The following is a 16,394-nucleotide window of genomic DNA, read 5'->3' on the forward strand; positions in this document are numbered from 1 at the left end:
CCTCGTGCCTTGATGGGCGCTTTTATAGCCACAACAGTAACAATTCAATGAGTATTAACAGGCCTTTAGCTCTTTCACCCTAGCAGTGAGCCATGAGCGACACAAGCGCTTTACCCGCTGCATGCACCACCACAGAGCAGCACCGGACTGACGGCTTATAAAAAGAAAAACGGCGCTGGGTTTTCACCTCAGCACCGTTTTCAGATCGGCTATTCTGGCACAGTTGTCACCAGATGCCGAAAAAATCACCTACTGCTGGAGAGAGTGGCAGCAGGTGTTACTGCAATCAGTCCTGCAGCTGATCCCAAACTTCCTGATCGCGCTCATCGGTCCAGATACGTGGCCAGTCGATACCTTCGAACTCGTCCCACAGGCGCTGAACGTCGAATGGCAGGCAGTGTTCAAAGATCGGCCACATGCCGAACTTAGGGTTCAGGTGTTCGTGAGTTGCTTCGAATGCTTCTTTCAGGGTGCCGCCACGCTTGTGAACTTCACCTACCTTCTCGATCATGCCGTTCAGGAAGCCACGGGTCTGTTCGATCGCCGCATCAACTTCTTCACGACCACGTGCAACCGCACCACGACCGCCAACCAGAACTTCTGCTTCGTACGCTTTAACTTTGTCCAGTGTGCCGGACGCCCAGTCAAAGTGGAAAGCATCACCGGTGTACAGTGCAGCTGCCGCTTCTACCAGGTCACCTGCGAACAGAACCTTCTGTTTAGGGATCCAGGCAACGATGTCACCTGCAGTGTGGCCACGGCCACAGTATTCCAGAATCAGGCTACCGCGATCGCCACCCAGCGGGATTTCCAGACGGTCGTTGAATACGATGTCTGGGTGGGTCAGACCCGGGATACCTTCTGGCTCACGGAACAGACGCGGCATACGACCAAACTCGGACGCCCAATCCTGCATACCACGTTCTTCGATCAGGAATTTGGTCTTTTCGTGTGCAATGATGGATTCAGCGTTGAACGCGGAAGCACCCAGTACGCGTACCGCGTGGTAGTGAGACAGAACCAGATACTTGATCGGCTTGTCAGTGTGCTCACGCAGCTGCTCCAGCCAGTCGTTTGCAGCTTTAGGGGTGGCACGCGCTTCGAACGCTACGATGAAGTCTTCACCTTCTACCGCACAAACGTTTGGATCACCTTCTGCCGTCAGCGCGTAGACGCCGTCACCCAGAATTTCCAGAGTTTCAGTCTTTACACCGAGGTCCGCAGAGGACGCAAAGGGCTTCTTCGCCATATCTGATTCCTATCGTTAATCTTTATTAATTCTGATTATCTCAACTGAGACAGCATAGAATATCTGCGCTCTGTCCCCCTGCGATCAGCTCGCGAGGCCCAGAACCGGATTGAGTTAAGATACCCCAATCCCAAACAAACATAACCGTGGCTCGGTGAACAAAATATATTCCCATAAGGAAACAATAAGCAGGCAAGCCACCATCAAAAGCTGTTATTAATGCACTTAATAGAAACAATCTGTTCCATACGCCTCATCGCAGGCTTCACTCTCTAATCCGCACAGCCCCACCTTGATGAGCGCAATAAACCACTCCGCCAGAAAGCAAAAAACGCGATCAGCCTGAAGCTCGATCGCGTTTTGTATCATTCATCAGACGCTTATTTCAGCGGCACCACCAGCACGGGACGCTTAGTGTGGTGCATCACTTTGTTTGCGGTGGACCCCAGCAGGAACTGGCTTACGCCACTGTGGGTGCGGGTACCCATTACAATGACGTCCGCGTCGATATCATCGGCAACCTCCAGAATGGTCTTCCAAGGTACACCTTCTTCCACACGTGCGATCGCCTGACCTTCCTTCAGCATCTCGCTCTCTTCCAGCTCCTGAGCACAGAAGCGTTCGATGCGCTCGGTCAGCTTATTGCGCAGATTCTGAATGCTCTGATCGTGCAATTCGTTCAGAGACTCATCGTTCATCATGGTGTCGACGATACTCTGGGCTGTTGCACTCAGCGGCTCGATTACGTGCAGAAACGTGATTTCAGAGTTGTAGTGACCACACAGACTCACCGCGGCACGGAAAGCAGGACGGGAACCATGATCGATATCGGATGCGTACAGGATCTTTTTAACTTGTGGCAGCATGGCAAGATTCCTTTTGCTGTCGAGCGACAGTCAGTATTAGAAAACGAGAGGCCGTAGCACGGCCTCTCTGTCTAGAATCAGCGGTATAACAGTTCCGGCAGGAACATAGAGATTGGTGCGATCAGGGTGATCAGCAGCAGACGGATGATGTCTGCACACCAGAACGGGGTAACACCTTTAAAGATGGTGCTCGCTTTGATGTCCCGAAGTACTGCACTTAGCACGAACACGTTCATACCTACTGGCGGCGTGATCAAACTGATCTCTGTTACCACAACCACGACGATACCAAACCACACCAGGTCGAAGCCCATGCTCTGCACCAGCGGGAAGAAGATCGGCACGGTCAACAGCATCATGGACAGACTCTCAAATACCATACCCAGTACGATGTAGATGCCCAGAATGGCGAAGATAACCATCATCGGAGACACATCCAGCCCTTGCACAAAGGTCAGAAGATCAGCCGGCAAACCCGCTCGGTTGATGAAGTTGGAGAAGATCAACGCACCAATCAATACACCAAACAGCATCGCAGAGGTACGCGCAGTATCCGTCAGAATGTCGAACAGGCTTGCGAAATTCAACGTCTTACGTGACAGTGCAATCAGGAACGCACCACCTGCACCGATACCTGCGGCTTCTGTCGGCGTGAAGATACCCAGGTAGATACCCCCCATCACCACAGTAAACAGAATCAGCACACCCCAAACACCGTTCAGTGCCTGGACACGCTCCGGCCAGCTTAGCTTTTCACCGCAAGGACCAGCCGCCGGGTTGCGCCATACCACATAACGTACCGCTGCCAGGTAGAGCAGAATACCCAGAAAGCCAGGGATAAAGCCCGCCGCAAACAGCTCGCGGATACTGGTCTCGGTCAGCAGTCCGTAGATCACCAGAATTACGCTTGGTGGAATCAGGATACCCAGGGTACCACCCGCTGCGATGGATGCAGTTGCCAGCGAATCGGCGTAACCGTATTTGCGCATTGGAGGCATTGCAACCTTCGCCATCGTTGCGGACGTCGCCAGACTGGAACCACAGATTGCAGAGAAACCACCACATGCCACAACGGTCGCCATGGACAGACCGCCTTTGCGGTGGCCCAGGAACGCATTGGATGCGCGGTACAACTCATGGGAGAGGCCTGATTTTGTTACCAGGTTACCCATGAGGATGAAAAGAGGGATAACGGACAGACTGTATTCCTGTGCGGTATCGACCACACGTTTAGCAGCCATGGACAAAGAGCCCGTCCATCGGAAGTCTCCGATGTTGTCAAAGGTCAGGCCCTGCATGTACGCAAAACCGAAGAAGCCCACGATCCCCATGGAAAATGCAATCGGGATACGAACAACAACGATCAGGACCAACAGAATAGCAAAGCCAATCAGTGCTACTGTCATGCTGAAATTACCTGTCTAGCTTTATAATAATCGTTATTTAGTTACGAGAAAGGAACAGGAGGCGGTATACGCCATAGGTGATCATTGCACCTGCTGTTACCCAGCTCATTACAGCAATGTACTGAATAATCAGACCCACTGGCAGCTCGAGGTATTCGGTAACCTCATCGCGACGCAGGGAACGCTCGGCCAGGAAGTAGATCCGTTCAGCCAGAAAATATAGAGATGTAGAGATTAGGAATGCAGAGAACAATCCCAGCGCTTTCAAAACCGTGCTTCCCAGCATACGGTCGAGAATATCAACGACTACGTGTCCACCCCGCCAGGTAATAACCGGCATTTCAGCAAAGACCAGGATGGCAATGCCGATCTCTGTCAGCTCAGTGGCGCCATCTACGGAGTTATCAAAGAAGTAGCGACCCACTACATCTGCACAGGTCAGAGCCATCAGCAAAAACAGTGTCACAGCCGCCACTAACTCCAGAGCAAAGGCCAGCCATTTGACTGGCCCTTTCTCTTCGTAGTGCGCTGTAATCCAGGCACTAAATGTCATACGGTGACTCCTTATTTACCGTAAGCACGTGCGATTTCACGCAGCTCGGACAGAGCAGCTTTGGCATCAACACCGCGATCTTTCACGTGAGAGATCCACGCTTCATCCATACCTTTTGCAACGTCCTGAAACTCTTTGGCCATAGGCCCATCAACGGCAACTTCATTCAGGTTAACACCTGCTTCCTTAGCCGCAGCGTAACCTTCAGCATCACCCGCATCCCATGCGCGACCAGCCAGTGCAGACAATTTCTCGCCAGACACGCTCATGATGGCGTCGCGATCCTTGTCGCTCAGGCTGTCCATGAAGTCAGGACTGATGAACATGGAGAAAGAACCCAGGTACATACCGCCAGGCAGCGCGACAACGTTACGTGCAACTTCCTTCAGACGCAGCGTTTTCTGCTCGCCCATTGGAATGAATACACCGTCGATAACACCCTGCTGCATCATCTCGTACACTTTAGGAGCAGGAGCACCTACAGCAGTTACGCCCAGGCGTTTACCGATTTCACCCTGAACACCACCACCGATGCGGATCTTCTTACCTTTCAGGTCAGACAGGGAGTCGATTGGCTTAGCCATGTGAATCTGGCCAGGACCATGAGTGAACAGTGCCGCCAGTACCAGACCGTCGTGCTCGTTCGCTTTGGAGAAATATTTTTCGTTTACACGCCAGTGAGCAACAGACGCTGCTTCTGCGTTTGCACCCAGACCAGGCTGTTCAACAACCTGCGTCAGTTTGAAACGACCTGGCACATAACCGTGGTAGCTGAAGCTTGCGTCAACAACGCCGTCTTCTACCAGCTCGAACATGGTTTTAGGGTGACCCATTCCGTATTCGATTTTGATCTTAACGCGACCTTCAGTAGCTTCCTCAACCCACTTACCCCAAGTAGGCCAAACAACCGCGTTTTGAGGGTGGGTTGGCGGCAGCCAGCTTGCTACACGCATTACTGTTTCCGCCATTACAGACGTGGACAGAGTCAGACCCAAACCTACAGCTGCAGCTGTTTTCAGGAAATTTCTTCTTATCATTGGTTTTCTCTCCTGGCTTTTAAAATACACGCTTGAACGCGTGGTTTGCTTATTTTTATATAAAGTAGAAACAGGTGTTACCTGCGGGTCCATTACTACCAGCATATAACTGAGTGAACCCTGAATATTGAGCATAACGCAGGTTATGCTACAAACGAAGCACCAGCCAAATCAAACTTTGTATCAATTGCCATCCGTAGAACGTTCGGGAGTTGTACGAAGCAACAAAAATTGATCACTGTCAAAGATACTCCAGTTCCGTTGTGGTCAGAAACCGACATCAGATCACAAAACTCTTTCCTATTCGGAAATTATCGAGACCACAACCCGAATATAATTAACATATTAATTACATTCAAGTTTCATTTATATACCTTTTCTATGAACAAGCTTCTTTCGCAATAAATGCAATGCCCACCCTATTAAAGAGACGAATAGCATTACGGTATTGTTCAGCTAACTTGTATATGACACGTTCACTGAGCCTGTGGCGTATGTGGCTACATAAAGAAGCAACACCCCATCGGATCTCACTTTTTACCACCAGATTACCGCCTAACAGCATCAACTCTCGCCTCAATTAATGACACAGAAATACTATCTATTGACGAAATTAGTGTATCACACTTAGCATGTCAACCATCCGTTAGACGCATAATCCGGTAATAGCCCTTCCATAGTTCAGTTGAAGGCACACGCCGGAAACACTAGAATTCCCAGTAAATTAAGGGCTTGCGACGGGCTTATGCCGCACCAGGCCGTAACTGATGACATGCAGAATTTTTGATGACGAAACTTCGCTGTATCGAAGAACTTGTAGAAGAATTCAAAAACCAGCGCCCAATCCGCGGTGGCTCACTGATCATTACCATCTATGGTGATGCGATCTCCCCGCGTGGCGGCACCGTTTGGCTGGGCAGCCTTATCAAGCTGCTGGAGCCACTGGGCCTGAATCAGCGCTTGGTTCGCACCTCTATCTTCCGTCTTACCAAGGAAGGTTGGCTGACCTCAACACAGGTAGGACGCCGCAGTTACTATAGCCTGACAGACACCGGCCGACGTCGATTCGAAAGCGCATTCCGCCGAATCTATGCACAGCTCTATCCTGAATGGGATGGTAAATGGGATCTGGTGATTACCACTCAGTTGGATGTCGAACTGCGAAAAGTTGTCAAAAAAGAGATGGAGTGGCTTGGATTTGGTAACATTTCTCCAGGTGTAATGGCTCACCCGATGGCTGATATGGCCGAGGTAAATAGCACCCTGCAGGAACTGTGCGTAAACAATGAAGTGATCCATATGGAATCACAACTCATTGGCATGCAAACATCCGCACCGTTGAAAGAACTGGTACACGAGTGCTGGAATCTGCAGCAGCTGTCTGAAGACTACCAGACCTTCCTGGAACGCTTCCGGCCAATACTGCGTTCCCTAGAAACCGCGGAAGACCTCGATCCGGAACAGTGCTTCCAGCTCCGTACACTGATGATCCACCACTACCGCCGTGTACTGCTGCGTGATCCACAGTTACCCGAAAAACTGTTACCGGCCGAATGGGCAGGGACGTCCGCACGCATCCTGGCACGCAACATCTACCGCATGGTGCAGACTAAGGCAGAAGAGTATCTGTCTGCCACCCAGGAAACGGCCGATGGGCCACTGCCGGAACCAGCGCCACAATTCTACAAACGATTTGGAGGCCTCTAACCAGATGCCTCCCTGCGGGATTAGCGCCGCTAACCTGCACAACACCCATACTAACCGTACCGAACTGCACCTGCAGCCTGAACATGCAGCGGATCACAAACGCCACATACGGTATGGACACGCCTGGTACGTTGCCTGGCTAAGATTTACCCGGAGAGAGAATAATGACCAACATCGCCATCATCGGTAGCGGCCCATCCGGCTGCTACATCGCTGACATGCTGGCCAAAAAGTTGAAAGACGCACAAGTCGATATCTTTGACCGCCTACCAACACCGTTTGGTTTGGTGCGTGCAGGTGTCGCACCTGACCACCAGGGCACCAAAAATATTGTCCGTCAGTTAGAGCGCACCTTTGCCCGGGATAATGTGCGCTTTGTGGGTAACGTACATATCGGTAGCGACATTACTTACCAGGAACTCAAAGACAGCTACGACGTAGTTGCGGTTACCATCGGCGCCGTGAAGGATCGTGCACTGGGCGTTCCCGGCGATCAACTGAGAGGCGTTTACGGATCCGGTGAATTTGTCGCTTGGTACAACGGCCATCCGGATAAAACGGGCCTTGAGCCGAAGCTCGATGGCACAGGTATCGCAGTTATTGGTAATGGTAACGTAGCACTCGATATCGCCCGTGTGATCGCAAAAACGCCGTCTGAGCTATCCAGCTCCGATATCACTGCCGATGCGGCAGCAACAATCAGCGAATCTCCGGTACGGGATATCTACTTAATCGGCCGCCGCGGACCACTGGAAGCCAGCTTCACCAACATGGAGTTGAGCGAGTTTGCCGAACTGGAACGCTGCGTTACGCTGGTAGACCCAGCTCAGATCCCCGCAGCCCTGCCGGATGACTTTGATCCACGCAGTGCCAACACGGTTAATCAGAACCTGGAAACCCTGCGTAACTATGCAGCAAACAGCGCAGACAGCAAACCGGTACGCCTGCATATTATGTTCTGCGCCTCTCCGGTTGAAATCACCCATAGAGACGGATGTGTTTCTGGCCTGAAACTCGAAAAGAACCGCATGATTGAAGGCCGCGCCGAGAGCACCGGCGAATATTTCGAGCTGGATGTACAAACCATTATCTCTGCAATTGGCTACGAGAGCGAACCGATTGAAGGCATGCCGTTTGATTCCGGCCGCGGTATCGTTCGCAACGAAGACGGCCGCGTAGAACAGAACGTTTACACCTCCGGTTGGTGCAAACGTGGCCCGCAAGGTGTAATCCCTGCCAACCGCGCCGAAGCCATGACCGTCGCCAAACAGATTATTTCTGATCTGGAAGCAAATACTGAAACCAGCACTAAGCCTGGTTTTGATCACATTGCCGCGCTACTGGATACGCGCCACGTGCGCTCCGTATCCTTCCCAGACTGGCAGATAATCAACAACGCAGAGATCGAACGTGCCGAAGGCGACAAACCACGCGAGAAATTCACCCGCGTTGACGAAATGCTCGCACTGCTCGATTAAACCACAGCGTCATCACAGCAACATAAAGCCGCCACATAATCGTGTGCGGCTTATTTTCATTCCGTACAGAGATTAGAACCATGCCACTGCCAAGCCCTGCCAACCGTGTCCAGCAGCACACCCGTCGTGTCGTTTGTGAAGGCTACAAGCGGGAGGACGGATTGTGGGATATCGAAGGCCACTTGCTCGATACCAAAAACATGCCGATTGAACTTAAAGACCGGGATGAGGGTATTCTGCCTGCAGGTGAACCCGTGCACAGCATGGCGATACGCCTCACCATCGATTTGGATCTGAATATACTGGATGTCGCAGCCAGCATGGATGCCACACCGTTCAAGGGCTGCCCAAGCATTGCCGATAGCTACAAGCGCCTGATTGGCGTGCAGATCAAGCCGGGCTTTACCAAACTCACCCGTGAGATGTTCGGTGGTGTGAACGGCTGCACGCACCTACTCGAACTGCTGGGGCCGGTTGCCACTACAGCCTACCAGGCCACACATCATGAGAGGGAGATACAGGAGGGCTGGACCGATGGCGACCAAAAACCACCGATGCTGGATATGTGTCACACCATGGACTCTAAAGGTGGAGTAGTGCAGCAATACTGGCCGCACTTTTATCAGAGTAAAAAAAGCAGCTCACCGCTTGAGGTCATCGCCTCCTCAGCTAATGAGAGCAAACACGCAGACCCAGCCTCAGAGCACTAACAGATGCGAGTCGATTCGACAGAAGGCAGCCCTGCATCACAGGGCTGTTGGTTGATTAATCGATCGCGCGAACCTTCAGGGTCATCCCCTCACTGGCCCAAACCTCAACTGAAGTCCCTGCCGCCAGCTCCTGATCCGCTTCAGCTTTCCACAATGTATCACCTATGCGCACCCGGCCCTGACCACCCACCAGCGTGTCCTCGAGCACAACCCGTCGCCCGATAAGCTGCGCAGCGCGATCGTTAAGCAGCGGCTCTGAGGACTGATCATTAAAACGCCTAAAAACCTTCCAATAGAGCAGCGTAAACACTACCGCCAGCAGAGAAAACAACAACAGCTGATGCTGCCAGGCGGGTGTTAGGTCCAGCGCTACCACACCGGCCATCGATAGTGCGGCCACAGCAATCCCCAGCAGAAAACCACTGGTGCCGAGCACTTCAAGAATTAATAGCACGACTGCCAACGTCAGCCAATGCCATGTGGTAATAGCATCAAACAACTGGATTCTCCATCGTACCCATGCTCCCACTGGTTCCTGTTACTTCTTCACGGAGTTCAGCATTTCACTGATACCCGCAACAGAACCGATCACATTGCCCGCTTCCAGCGGCATCAACACAACCTTCTCGTTTTCTGCGGACGCTATCTGCCCCAACGCCTCCACATATTTCTGCGCCACAAAGTAGTTTAAAGCTTGCGGGTTACCTTGAGAAATTGCATCCGATACGACCTGAGTGGCCTTAGCTTCTGCTTCAGCCGCGCGCTCACGCGCCTCCGCTTCACGGAATGCCGCTTCCTTTTCACCTTCCGCAATCAGAATCTGCGCCTGGCGCTGCCCCTCCGCCACCTTGATCGCAGCTTCACGCTCACCTTCGGCCTGCAGTACAGCGGCACGCTTCTCGCGTTCAGCCTTCATCTGGTTCGCCATCGCATCCACCAGATCTTGTGGCGGCGAAATATCACGGATCTCTACACGGGTCACTTTCACTCCCCAGGGATCGGTCGCCTCATCCACTTTGGTCAGCAATTGGCTATTAATGGCATCACGGTTGGACAACATCGCGTCCAACTCCATGGACCCCAGCACGGCACGAATATTGGTCATCACCAGATTCTGCATCGCCCGATAGAGGTCGTTTACCTCATACGCAGCTTTAGCTGCATCAAGAATCTGAAAGAAACACACCGCATCGGTGGTGACCTGCGCGTTATCGGAACTGATCACTTCCTGTGGTGGTACGTCAAGAACCTGCTCCATCATGTTCTCTTTACTACCAACGCGATCGATGACGGGAATAATCAGGTGTAATCCAGGAGAAATCGTACGTGTGTAGCGCCCGAAGCGCTCAACCGTCCAGTTGTACCCTTGCGGTACCATCTTTACACCAGAGAAGATCAACGCAAGAGCGAAGATCAGAATAACGCCCACTGCTATTTCAAAGCCAAACATCACAAAATCCTTATGTAGCGTTTTGAAAAGTTTTGGGGGCGACCGGTGCCGGCACCCCACCCCCTAGCTTTGTATAGCAGTGTTTTGAGGCATTTGCATTGCAGGCGGGTGCGTTACTCCCCTTTATTTGCCTGCTGCTCTTTCAATTTATACAGCGGAATAACTTCCTCAACATCGATGTTTAAGCGCTTACGATCCGGTTCAATCTCAGTCAGCGCATCGACTTCCTCCATGGTATTCAGACTGCGTACAGCCAAGTCCTGATACTGACGTGTACCCGCACTCTTCCAGGAGATTTCACCCTCGGACAGCTCACGAATCACCTTTGCCGGGGATCCCGCCACAAGCGTACGCTCGGGTACTTCAAACTTGGCTTTTACAAATGCCATCGCCGCCACAATGGAGGACTCGCCCACTACGGCACCATCCATAATGACCGCATTCATGCCCACCAGTGCATTTTTCTTGATGGTACAGCCATGCAACACCGCGCCGTGTCCGATATGACCATCCTCTTCCACCACGGTATCGCTGTTGGGAAAACCGTGCATGACGCAGGTGTCCTGAATGTTCGCACCCTCTTTCAGGATCAGCCGACCGAAGTCACCGCGCAGACAGGCTGCGGGCCCCACATAGCAGCGCGGACCAACAATCACATCACCAATCAACACCGCAGTCGGGTGTACATATGCAGTTGGATCTACAACCGGTGTAATTCCGTCGATGGCATAAACTTTCATTCCATATATCTCCAGGCTCAAGAGCGACTACCGTCTTATACCATAGCCACAACTAAGCAAATACCCTTACCTGTCAGCTATTGCTGACAAGCAACTCAATCACCAATCAACACTTGGCAGCCAAGGGCACAGCATTCGGTGAAATTTTATGGCTATGATTTCACACCCCATAATGACACATATTTTATTTTTCTGTATATTTTTTGGTATCGCATATATCGACCAATGTCGGGTTTGCTACCCTCTAAAGGCTGGCAGTTAAGCTTGAAAAAAACCCGTAAGAACCGAAGCCACTCCTCTTGAGTGGCTTGAACAACATTGCGACGCACTGTTCCAAAATCAGAACAACGCATGGCCGCCTCACTATCCGGGCACTTGCAGTGATTCTGATACAAAAAATTTACTTAGCCCTTTAGCTACGGGCTAGATGAACCTGCTTTTTTACTGAAAACAGTGGTATAACCTGTCGCCTGCGTCTGTCCGCTGTATGATTTCGGAGCCACAATGTTTTCACCTCACGCCCTTGCCACGATTCTCACGCTTGCAGCGGCTGTTGCGCTAGGTCCGCTCTCGACGGATATGTACCTCCCTGCCCTGCCACGCATGACCGACGATCTACACACCAGCATCGACCAGATGCAGCTGACCCTGTCGGTATTTTTTGCAGGTTTTGCGCTGGCACAGCTGTTATATGGCCCCCTTGCGGATCGATTTGGCCGCAAACCGATCATGTTGGCAGGCCTGGCAATTTTCTCACTGGCATCCATCGGGTGTGCGATGGCCACCTCCGTTGAACAACTGATGGCATTCCGCTTTGTACAGGCACTGGGAGCCTGTGGCGGACCGGTACTCGGCCGCACCATGGTGCGTGATATTCACGGCCCCGAGAAGGCAGCCCCGGTTCTTGCGTTAATCGGCACCATTATGGCCTTGGCCCCCGCTGTCGCGCCTATATTCGGCGGAGGCCTGATAATCTGGTTTGATTGGCAGGCGATCTTCCTGTTTTTGGCATTTTTCGGTTTTGTCCTGATGGCCGTTTACGGTATGAAAGTGCAGGAAAGCCTGAAGGACGAGTACAAGAAACCCTTTAACCTGAGCAGTATCTTAAGTTCCTATCAACGCCTGCTATGCCATCGAGAGTACATTGGCTTCACCCTGACGTGCAGCTTTGTGTATTCCGGTCTGTTCTGCTTCCTTTCAGCTTCATCCTTTGTGCTGATCAATTTCTTCGGCGTTGCAGAAGAACATTTTGGTTTCTACTTCACCATAGTGGTGTGTGGGTACATGATCGGCACCCAACTGGTACAACGTTTCAGCGTGTATGTCGGTCAGCGCAAGATGCTGCTGCAGGGTGCGATCATCGCGACCGTTGCAGGGATAGCGATGGCTGTGCCGTCACTGCTTCAGAAAGACACCCTCGGCTGGCTGATCGCAACCCAGCTCCTATTCATGATAGGTGTCGGCATGGTGATGCCACTGTCCATGGGCGGCGCACTGGCACCGTTTTCCGATATCGCGGGCACCGCATCTTCGCTGCTTGGATTCCTGCAGTCGGTCGTTGCCGCATCCGTTGGGATTATCGTCGGTCACATGTATAGCGATACCCCTCTGGTGATGACCGTTGCTATTGCCAGTATGGGCTCGCTTACACTGGTGAGCTATCTACTGTTTCTGCGGCAAAAAGATCAACCTCAAGCATAGCCAGCGCGGTTGCCTGAGGTTATCCTGAGCGGCAATCAGAGGGAGAAAGATAATGCTGATTCAACCTAACAAATCCTGCCTGCTGGTGATCGACCTGCAGGAAAAGCTGCTGCCGGCGATCCACGAAGGCGAAGCAGTTGTAGAAAACACCCGCTGGCTGGCGGAGATCGCCAACCATCTGGAGATCCCAGTTCTTACATCTGAACAATACCCACAGGGCCTGGGTGGTACTGCAGAAGCGCTGCTGGATGTGCTACCACAAGACGGCTTTATGGAAAAGATGAGCTTTTCCTGCATGTCTGATCCGACCTGCAACGAGAAGATCAATGCGATTCGCCCAAGTCAGGTCATCGTCGCCGGTACCGAATCACACGTATGCGTATTGCAGACTTGTCTACAGCTGAAACAACAGGCACGCGAAGTGTACGTGGTTGAAGATTGTGTCTCCTCCCGCAACCCGAAAGATAAAGAGTTGGCACTGCAACGCATGCGCCAGGCGGGCATCTACATTGTGAGCCGCGAAATGGTTGCTTTTGAGTGGCTGCAAACCGCAAATAACGAGAAGTTCCGCTATATCAGCAAGAACTATCTACGGTAAGTACCACTCGTTGTTGGGCTTCGCTTCGCGAAGGCCAACCTACTGGTCAGTGATGTGTAGGTTGGCCAATCCGCGAAGCGGGTATTGCCCAGCACAATAATCAATAGCTCAGTCGAGCCTGAAACCCACCTTCATCACCACCTGGAAATGGCCTACCTTGCCATCTTCCACATGACCACGTATTTCCTTCACCTCAAACCACTCAACGTTGTTCACGGTTTTTGAAGTACGTTCGATCCCCTGTGCAATCGCATCGTCAATACTGACCTTGGAAGACCCTACCACTTCAACTTTTTTGTAGATGTGATCACCCATTGCCGCCGCTCCTCTTTGGCTTTAATTGTTCTAATCAACATAGCCGACGAAGCTGAAAGCCGCCAAAAGACGAGGAACAGGAAAGAGAAAGGATAAATCAAAACAGCCGCCCGGGTGGGCGGCTGTTTGCAGAGAGAGCGTTTAGTCGTTTTCGCTGTTGGAGAGGAAGAACCAGGTATCCAGTACAGAGTCCGGATTGAGGGATACAGAGCTGATCCCTTTTTCCATCAGCCAATATGCCAAATCCGGGTGGTCGGACGGTCCCTGGCCACAGATACCGATGTATTTACCCTGTGCGCGGCAGGCATCAATCGCCATTTCCAGCAGGCGCTTAACGGCATCGTCGCGCTCATCGAACAGATGCGCAATTACACCGGAGTCACGATCCAGCCCCAGAGTCAGCTGAGTCAGATCGTTGGAACCGATGGAGAAACCATCGAAGTATTCCAGGAACTGGTCCGCCAGCAGCGCGTTGGATGGGATTTCACACATCATGATGACACGCAGACTGTTTTCACCACGTTTCAGGCCATTCTCTGCCAACAGATCCACAACCTGGCGCGCTTCACCCACGGTGCGCACGAACGGCACCATGATCTCTACGTTGGTGAAACGCATCTCATCGCGAACCTTCTTCAGCGCACGGCATTCCAGCTCGAAGCAGTCACGGAAGTCTTCAGAGATATAACGTGTAGCACCACGGAAACCCAGCATTGGGTTCTCTTCGCTTGGCTCATAGTGCTCACCGCCGATCAGGTGGCCGTACTCGTTGGACTTGAAGTCGGACATACGTACGATCACTTTCTTCGGATAGAACGCAGCTGCCAGGGTGGAGATACCTTCCACCAAACGCTCAACGTAGAACTCAACCGGGTCACCGTAACCGGCGATACGACGCTCGATGGTCTGACGCAGATCGCGGGACTGCTCGTCAAAGTTCAGCAGTGCTTTTGGGTGCACACCGATCATCCGGTTAATGATGAACTCCAGACGCGCCAGGCCCACACCGGAGTTTGGCAGAGACTGGAAATCAAACGCACGATCCGGGTTACCCACGTTCATCATGATGTCGAACGGCAGGCTCGGCATCGATTCAACGTTGTTGGTCTGGTGTTCAAAGTCCAACCGACCTTCATACGCACGACCGGTATCACCTTCCGCACAGGAAACAGTTACAACCTGCTCATCTTTCAACACGTCCGTCGCGTCGCCACAACCGACAATCGCCGGAATACCCAGTTCACGCGCAATGATCGCTGCGTGACAGGTACGGCCACCACGGTTGGTGACAATCGCTGCGGCTTTCTTCATCACCGGCTCCCAGTCTGGGTCGGTCATGTCGGTTACCAGCACTTCACCCGGCTGCACCAGGTGCATTTCGGAGATATCGTGCACAATGCGAACCGGACCTGAGCCAATGCGGTGACCGATAGAGCGACCTTCCACCAGACACTTGCCGGTTTCTTTCAGCAGATAACGCTCGATCACGGTGCTCTTGTCACGGCTTTTTACAGTCTCTGGACGTGCCTGAACGATGTACAGACCGCCATCATCACCGTCTTTCGCCCATTCGATATCCATCGGACGGCCGTAGTGTTTTTCGATAATCACAGCCAGACGCGCCAGTTCCTGCACATCGTCATCGTTGATGGAGAACTGATTACGCTGCTCGACCGGCACGCTCACGGTCTCAACCGCGTTACCTGCGCTGGCATCGTTTGTGTACACCATCTTGATCGCTTTCGCGCCCAGGTTACGGCGCAGGATGGCTGGAGCCCCCATCTGCAACGTTGGCTTGTATACGTAGAATTCATCCGGGTTCACTGCACCCTGCACAACGGTTTCACCCAAACCGTACGCCGATGTAATGAAGGCTACGTGTGGGAAACCGGATTCGGTGTCGATGGTGAACATTACGCCGGACGCTGCAGTTTCACTGCGTACCATGCGTTGGATACCTGCAGACAGAGCCACTTCGCTGTGCTCGAAGCCCTGGTGTACGCGGTAGGAGATCGCGCGGTCGTTGTAGAGGGACGCAAACACCTCTTTGATCGCGTGTTTTACGTTGTCCAAGCCACGGATGTTCAGGAAGGTTTCCTGCTGACCTGCGAAGGAGGCGTCTGGCAGGTCTTCCGCTGTTGCAGATGAACGCACGGCGACTGACAGGTTTGGGTTATCACCGCACATTTCGGAGAATGCGGTTTCGATCGCCTTATCCAGCTTGGGCTGGAATGGCGCATCCATAATCCAGCCGCGAATCATTTTGCCGGTATCAGCCAGCTCGATGACGTTGTCCGCGTCCAGAGATTTCAGAGTTTGATTGATTTTCTCTTCCAGCCCACCGTGCTTCAGGAAGTCACGGAAAGCCTCGGCTGTAGTCGCAAATCCATTTGGTACCTTAACGCCCGCGCTACTCAGCTGGCTGATCATCTCACCCAGTGACGCGTTCTTACCACCGACCGTTTCGACATCGTTCATGCCCACCTGGTCAAGGCGCAGTACGTAATCCTGCACTCTGATTTTCTCCCACTCGCTCGTGCTTAAATCATGTTCCGATTATCGTTATGAGGGCCAAATAATACTT

General features: G+C 52.3%; 15 protein-coding genes. 5 read left to right on the top strand and 10 right to left on the bottom strand.

What is annotated here, in order from left to right; translation table 11 throughout:
* Positions 1-286: 286 nt before the first annotated feature.
* The 5 genes from QKW35_RS20170 to QKW35_RS20190 form a co-directional block, all read right to left on the bottom strand.
* Entirely contained in the window at positions 287-1,249 is a 963-nt protein-coding gene (locus tag QKW35_RS20170; protein WP_282356030.1) for an MBL fold metallo-hydrolase, read from the bottom strand.
* Between the two features lie 380 nt (positions 1,250-1,629).
* The gene (locus QKW35_RS20175) at positions 1,630-2,115 is read right to left on the bottom strand and encodes a universal stress protein (RefSeq protein ID WP_282356031.1); all 486 of its coding nucleotides are present in this window, start codon (positions 2,113-2,115) and stop codon (positions 1,630-1,632) included.
* A gap of 77 nt (positions 2,116-2,192) precedes the next feature.
* A complete protein-coding gene (locus QKW35_RS20180; RefSeq protein WP_282356033.1) occupies positions 2,193-3,521 on the bottom strand; it encodes a TRAP transporter large permease in 1,329 nt (442 codons plus the stop codon).
* Between the two features lie 37 nt (positions 3,522-3,558).
* A complete protein-coding gene (locus tag QKW35_RS20185) occupies positions 3,559-4,074 on the bottom strand; it encodes a TRAP transporter small permease (protein ID WP_282356035.1) in 516 nt (171 codons plus the stop codon).
* A gap of 11 nt (positions 4,075-4,085) precedes the next feature.
* Positions 4,086-5,111, bottom strand: a complete 1,026-nt coding sequence (locus QKW35_RS20190) for a TRAP transporter substrate-binding protein (RefSeq protein ID WP_282356036.1) — start codon at positions 5,109-5,111, stop codon at positions 4,086-4,088.
* Positions 5,112-5,897: 786 nt separating this feature from the next.
* On the opposite strand from QKW35_RS20190, the gene paaX reads away from it, so the two are divergent.
* The 3 genes from paaX (at position 5,898) to QKW35_RS20205 (ending at position 9,006) form a co-directional block, all read left to right on the top strand.
* The gene (paaX, locus tag QKW35_RS20195) at positions 5,898-6,818 is read left to right on the top strand and encodes a phenylacetic acid degradation operon negative regulatory protein PaaX (RefSeq protein ID WP_282356037.1); all 921 of its coding nucleotides are present in this window, start codon (positions 5,898-5,900) and stop codon (positions 6,816-6,818) included.
* A 164-nt stretch (positions 6,819-6,982) separates the two neighbouring features.
* Positions 6,983-8,296: an FAD-dependent oxidoreductase gene (locus tag QKW35_RS20200; RefSeq protein ID WP_282356038.1), complete on the top strand. Its 1,314-nt coding sequence runs from the start codon at positions 6,983-6,985 to the stop codon at positions 8,294-8,296.
* An 80-nt stretch (positions 8,297-8,376) separates the two neighbouring features.
* The gene (locus QKW35_RS20205) at positions 8,377-9,006 is read left to right on the top strand and encodes a DUF2889 domain-containing protein (RefSeq protein WP_282356039.1); all 630 of its coding nucleotides are present in this window, start codon (positions 8,377-8,379) and stop codon (positions 9,004-9,006) included.
* A 55-nt stretch (positions 9,007-9,061) separates the two neighbouring features.
* Here QKW35_RS20205 and QKW35_RS20210 read toward each other — a convergent pair whose 3' ends face one another.
* From QKW35_RS20210 to paaY, 3 genes are all read right to left on the bottom strand, one after another.
* Complete coding sequence (locus QKW35_RS20210; protein WP_282356040.1) at positions 9,062-9,505, bottom strand: NfeD family protein; 444 nt, start codon at positions 9,503-9,505, stop codon at positions 9,062-9,064.
* A gap of 39 nt (positions 9,506-9,544) precedes the next feature.
* Entirely contained in the window at positions 9,545-10,456 is a 912-nt protein-coding gene (locus QKW35_RS20215; protein WP_282356042.1) for an SPFH domain-containing protein, read from the bottom strand.
* 113 nt (positions 10,457-10,569) lie between these two features.
* A complete protein-coding gene (gene paaY, locus QKW35_RS20220) occupies positions 10,570-11,196 on the bottom strand; it encodes a phenylacetic acid degradation protein PaaY (protein WP_282356044.1) in 627 nt (208 codons plus the stop codon).
* Positions 11,197-11,700: 504 nt separating this feature from the next.
* Between paaY and QKW35_RS20225 the strand changes: the two genes are divergently transcribed.
* A complete protein-coding gene (locus QKW35_RS20225) occupies positions 11,701-12,897 on the top strand; it encodes a Bcr/CflA family multidrug efflux MFS transporter (RefSeq protein WP_282356046.1) in 1,197 nt (398 codons plus the stop codon).
* Between the two features lie 52 nt (positions 12,898-12,949).
* Entirely contained in the window at positions 12,950-13,495 is a 546-nt protein-coding gene (locus QKW35_RS20230) for a hydrolase (protein WP_282356048.1), read from the top strand.
* Between the two features lie 108 nt (positions 13,496-13,603).
* Here QKW35_RS20230 and QKW35_RS20235 read toward each other — a convergent pair whose 3' ends face one another.
* Both QKW35_RS20235 and ppsA read right to left on the bottom strand, forming a co-directional pair.
* Positions 13,604-13,810, bottom strand: a complete 207-nt coding sequence (locus QKW35_RS20235) for a dodecin (protein WP_282356050.1) — start codon at positions 13,808-13,810, stop codon at positions 13,604-13,606.
* A 141-nt stretch (positions 13,811-13,951) separates the two neighbouring features.
* On the bottom strand, positions 13,952-16,324 hold the full coding sequence (gene ppsA, locus QKW35_RS20240) for a phosphoenolpyruvate synthase (protein WP_282356052.1): 2,373 nt from the start codon (positions 16,322-16,324) through the stop codon (positions 13,952-13,954).
* Between the last annotated feature and the right edge of the window lie 70 nt (positions 16,325-16,394).

The sequence above is a fragment of the Pontibacterium granulatum genome, from assembly GCF_029961155.1.
GTDB classification, from domain to species: Bacteria; Pseudomonadota; Gammaproteobacteria; order Pseudomonadales; family Balneatricaceae; genus Pontibacterium; species Pontibacterium granulatum.

Excerpts from the sequence above, each read along its gene's own strand:
- QKW35_RS20180 (WP_282356033.1), bottom strand. The coding sequence starts at position 3,521 with ATGACAGTAGCACTGATTGGCTTTGCTATTCTGTTGGTCCTGATCGTT.
- paaX (WP_282356037.1), top strand. The coding sequence starts at position 5,898 with ATGACGAAACTTCGCTGTATCGAAGAACTTGTAGAAGAATTCAAAAAC.
- QKW35_RS20185 (WP_282356035.1), bottom strand. The coding sequence starts at position 4,074 with ATGACATTTAGTGCCTGGATTACAGCGCACTACGAAGAGAAAGGGCCA.
- QKW35_RS20225 (WP_282356046.1), top strand. The coding sequence starts at position 11,701 with ATGTTTTCACCTCACGCCCTTGCCACGATTCTCACGCTTGCAGCGGCT.
- QKW35_RS20200 (WP_282356038.1), top strand. The coding sequence starts at position 6,983 with ATGACCAACATCGCCATCATCGGTAGCGGCCCATCCGGCTGCTACATC.
- QKW35_RS20215 (WP_282356042.1), bottom strand. The coding sequence starts at position 10,456 with ATGTTTGGCTTTGAAATAGCAGTGGGCGTTATTCTGATCTTCGCTCTT.
- QKW35_RS20230 (WP_282356048.1), top strand. The coding sequence starts at position 12,950 with ATGCTGATTCAACCTAACAAATCCTGCCTGCTGGTGATCGACCTGCAG.
- QKW35_RS20205 (WP_282356039.1), top strand. The coding sequence starts at position 8,377 with ATGCCACTGCCAAGCCCTGCCAACCGTGTCCAGCAGCACACCCGTCGT.
- QKW35_RS20170 (WP_282356030.1), bottom strand. The coding sequence starts at position 1,249 with ATGGCGAAGAAGCCCTTTGCGTCCTCTGCGGACCTCGGTGTAAAGACT.
- paaY (WP_282356044.1), bottom strand. The coding sequence starts at position 11,196 with ATGAAAGTTTATGCCATCGACGGAATTACACCGGTTGTAGATCCAACT.
- QKW35_RS20190 (WP_282356036.1), bottom strand. The coding sequence starts at position 5,111 with ATGATAAGAAGAAATTTCCTGAAAACAGCTGCAGCTGTAGGTTTGGGT.
- QKW35_RS20235 (WP_282356050.1), bottom strand. The coding sequence starts at position 13,810 with ATGGGTGATCACATCTACAAAAAAGTTGAAGTGGTAGGGTCTTCCAAG.
- QKW35_RS20175 (WP_282356031.1), bottom strand. The coding sequence starts at position 2,115 with ATGCTGCCACAAGTTAAAAAGATCCTGTACGCATCCGATATCGATCAT.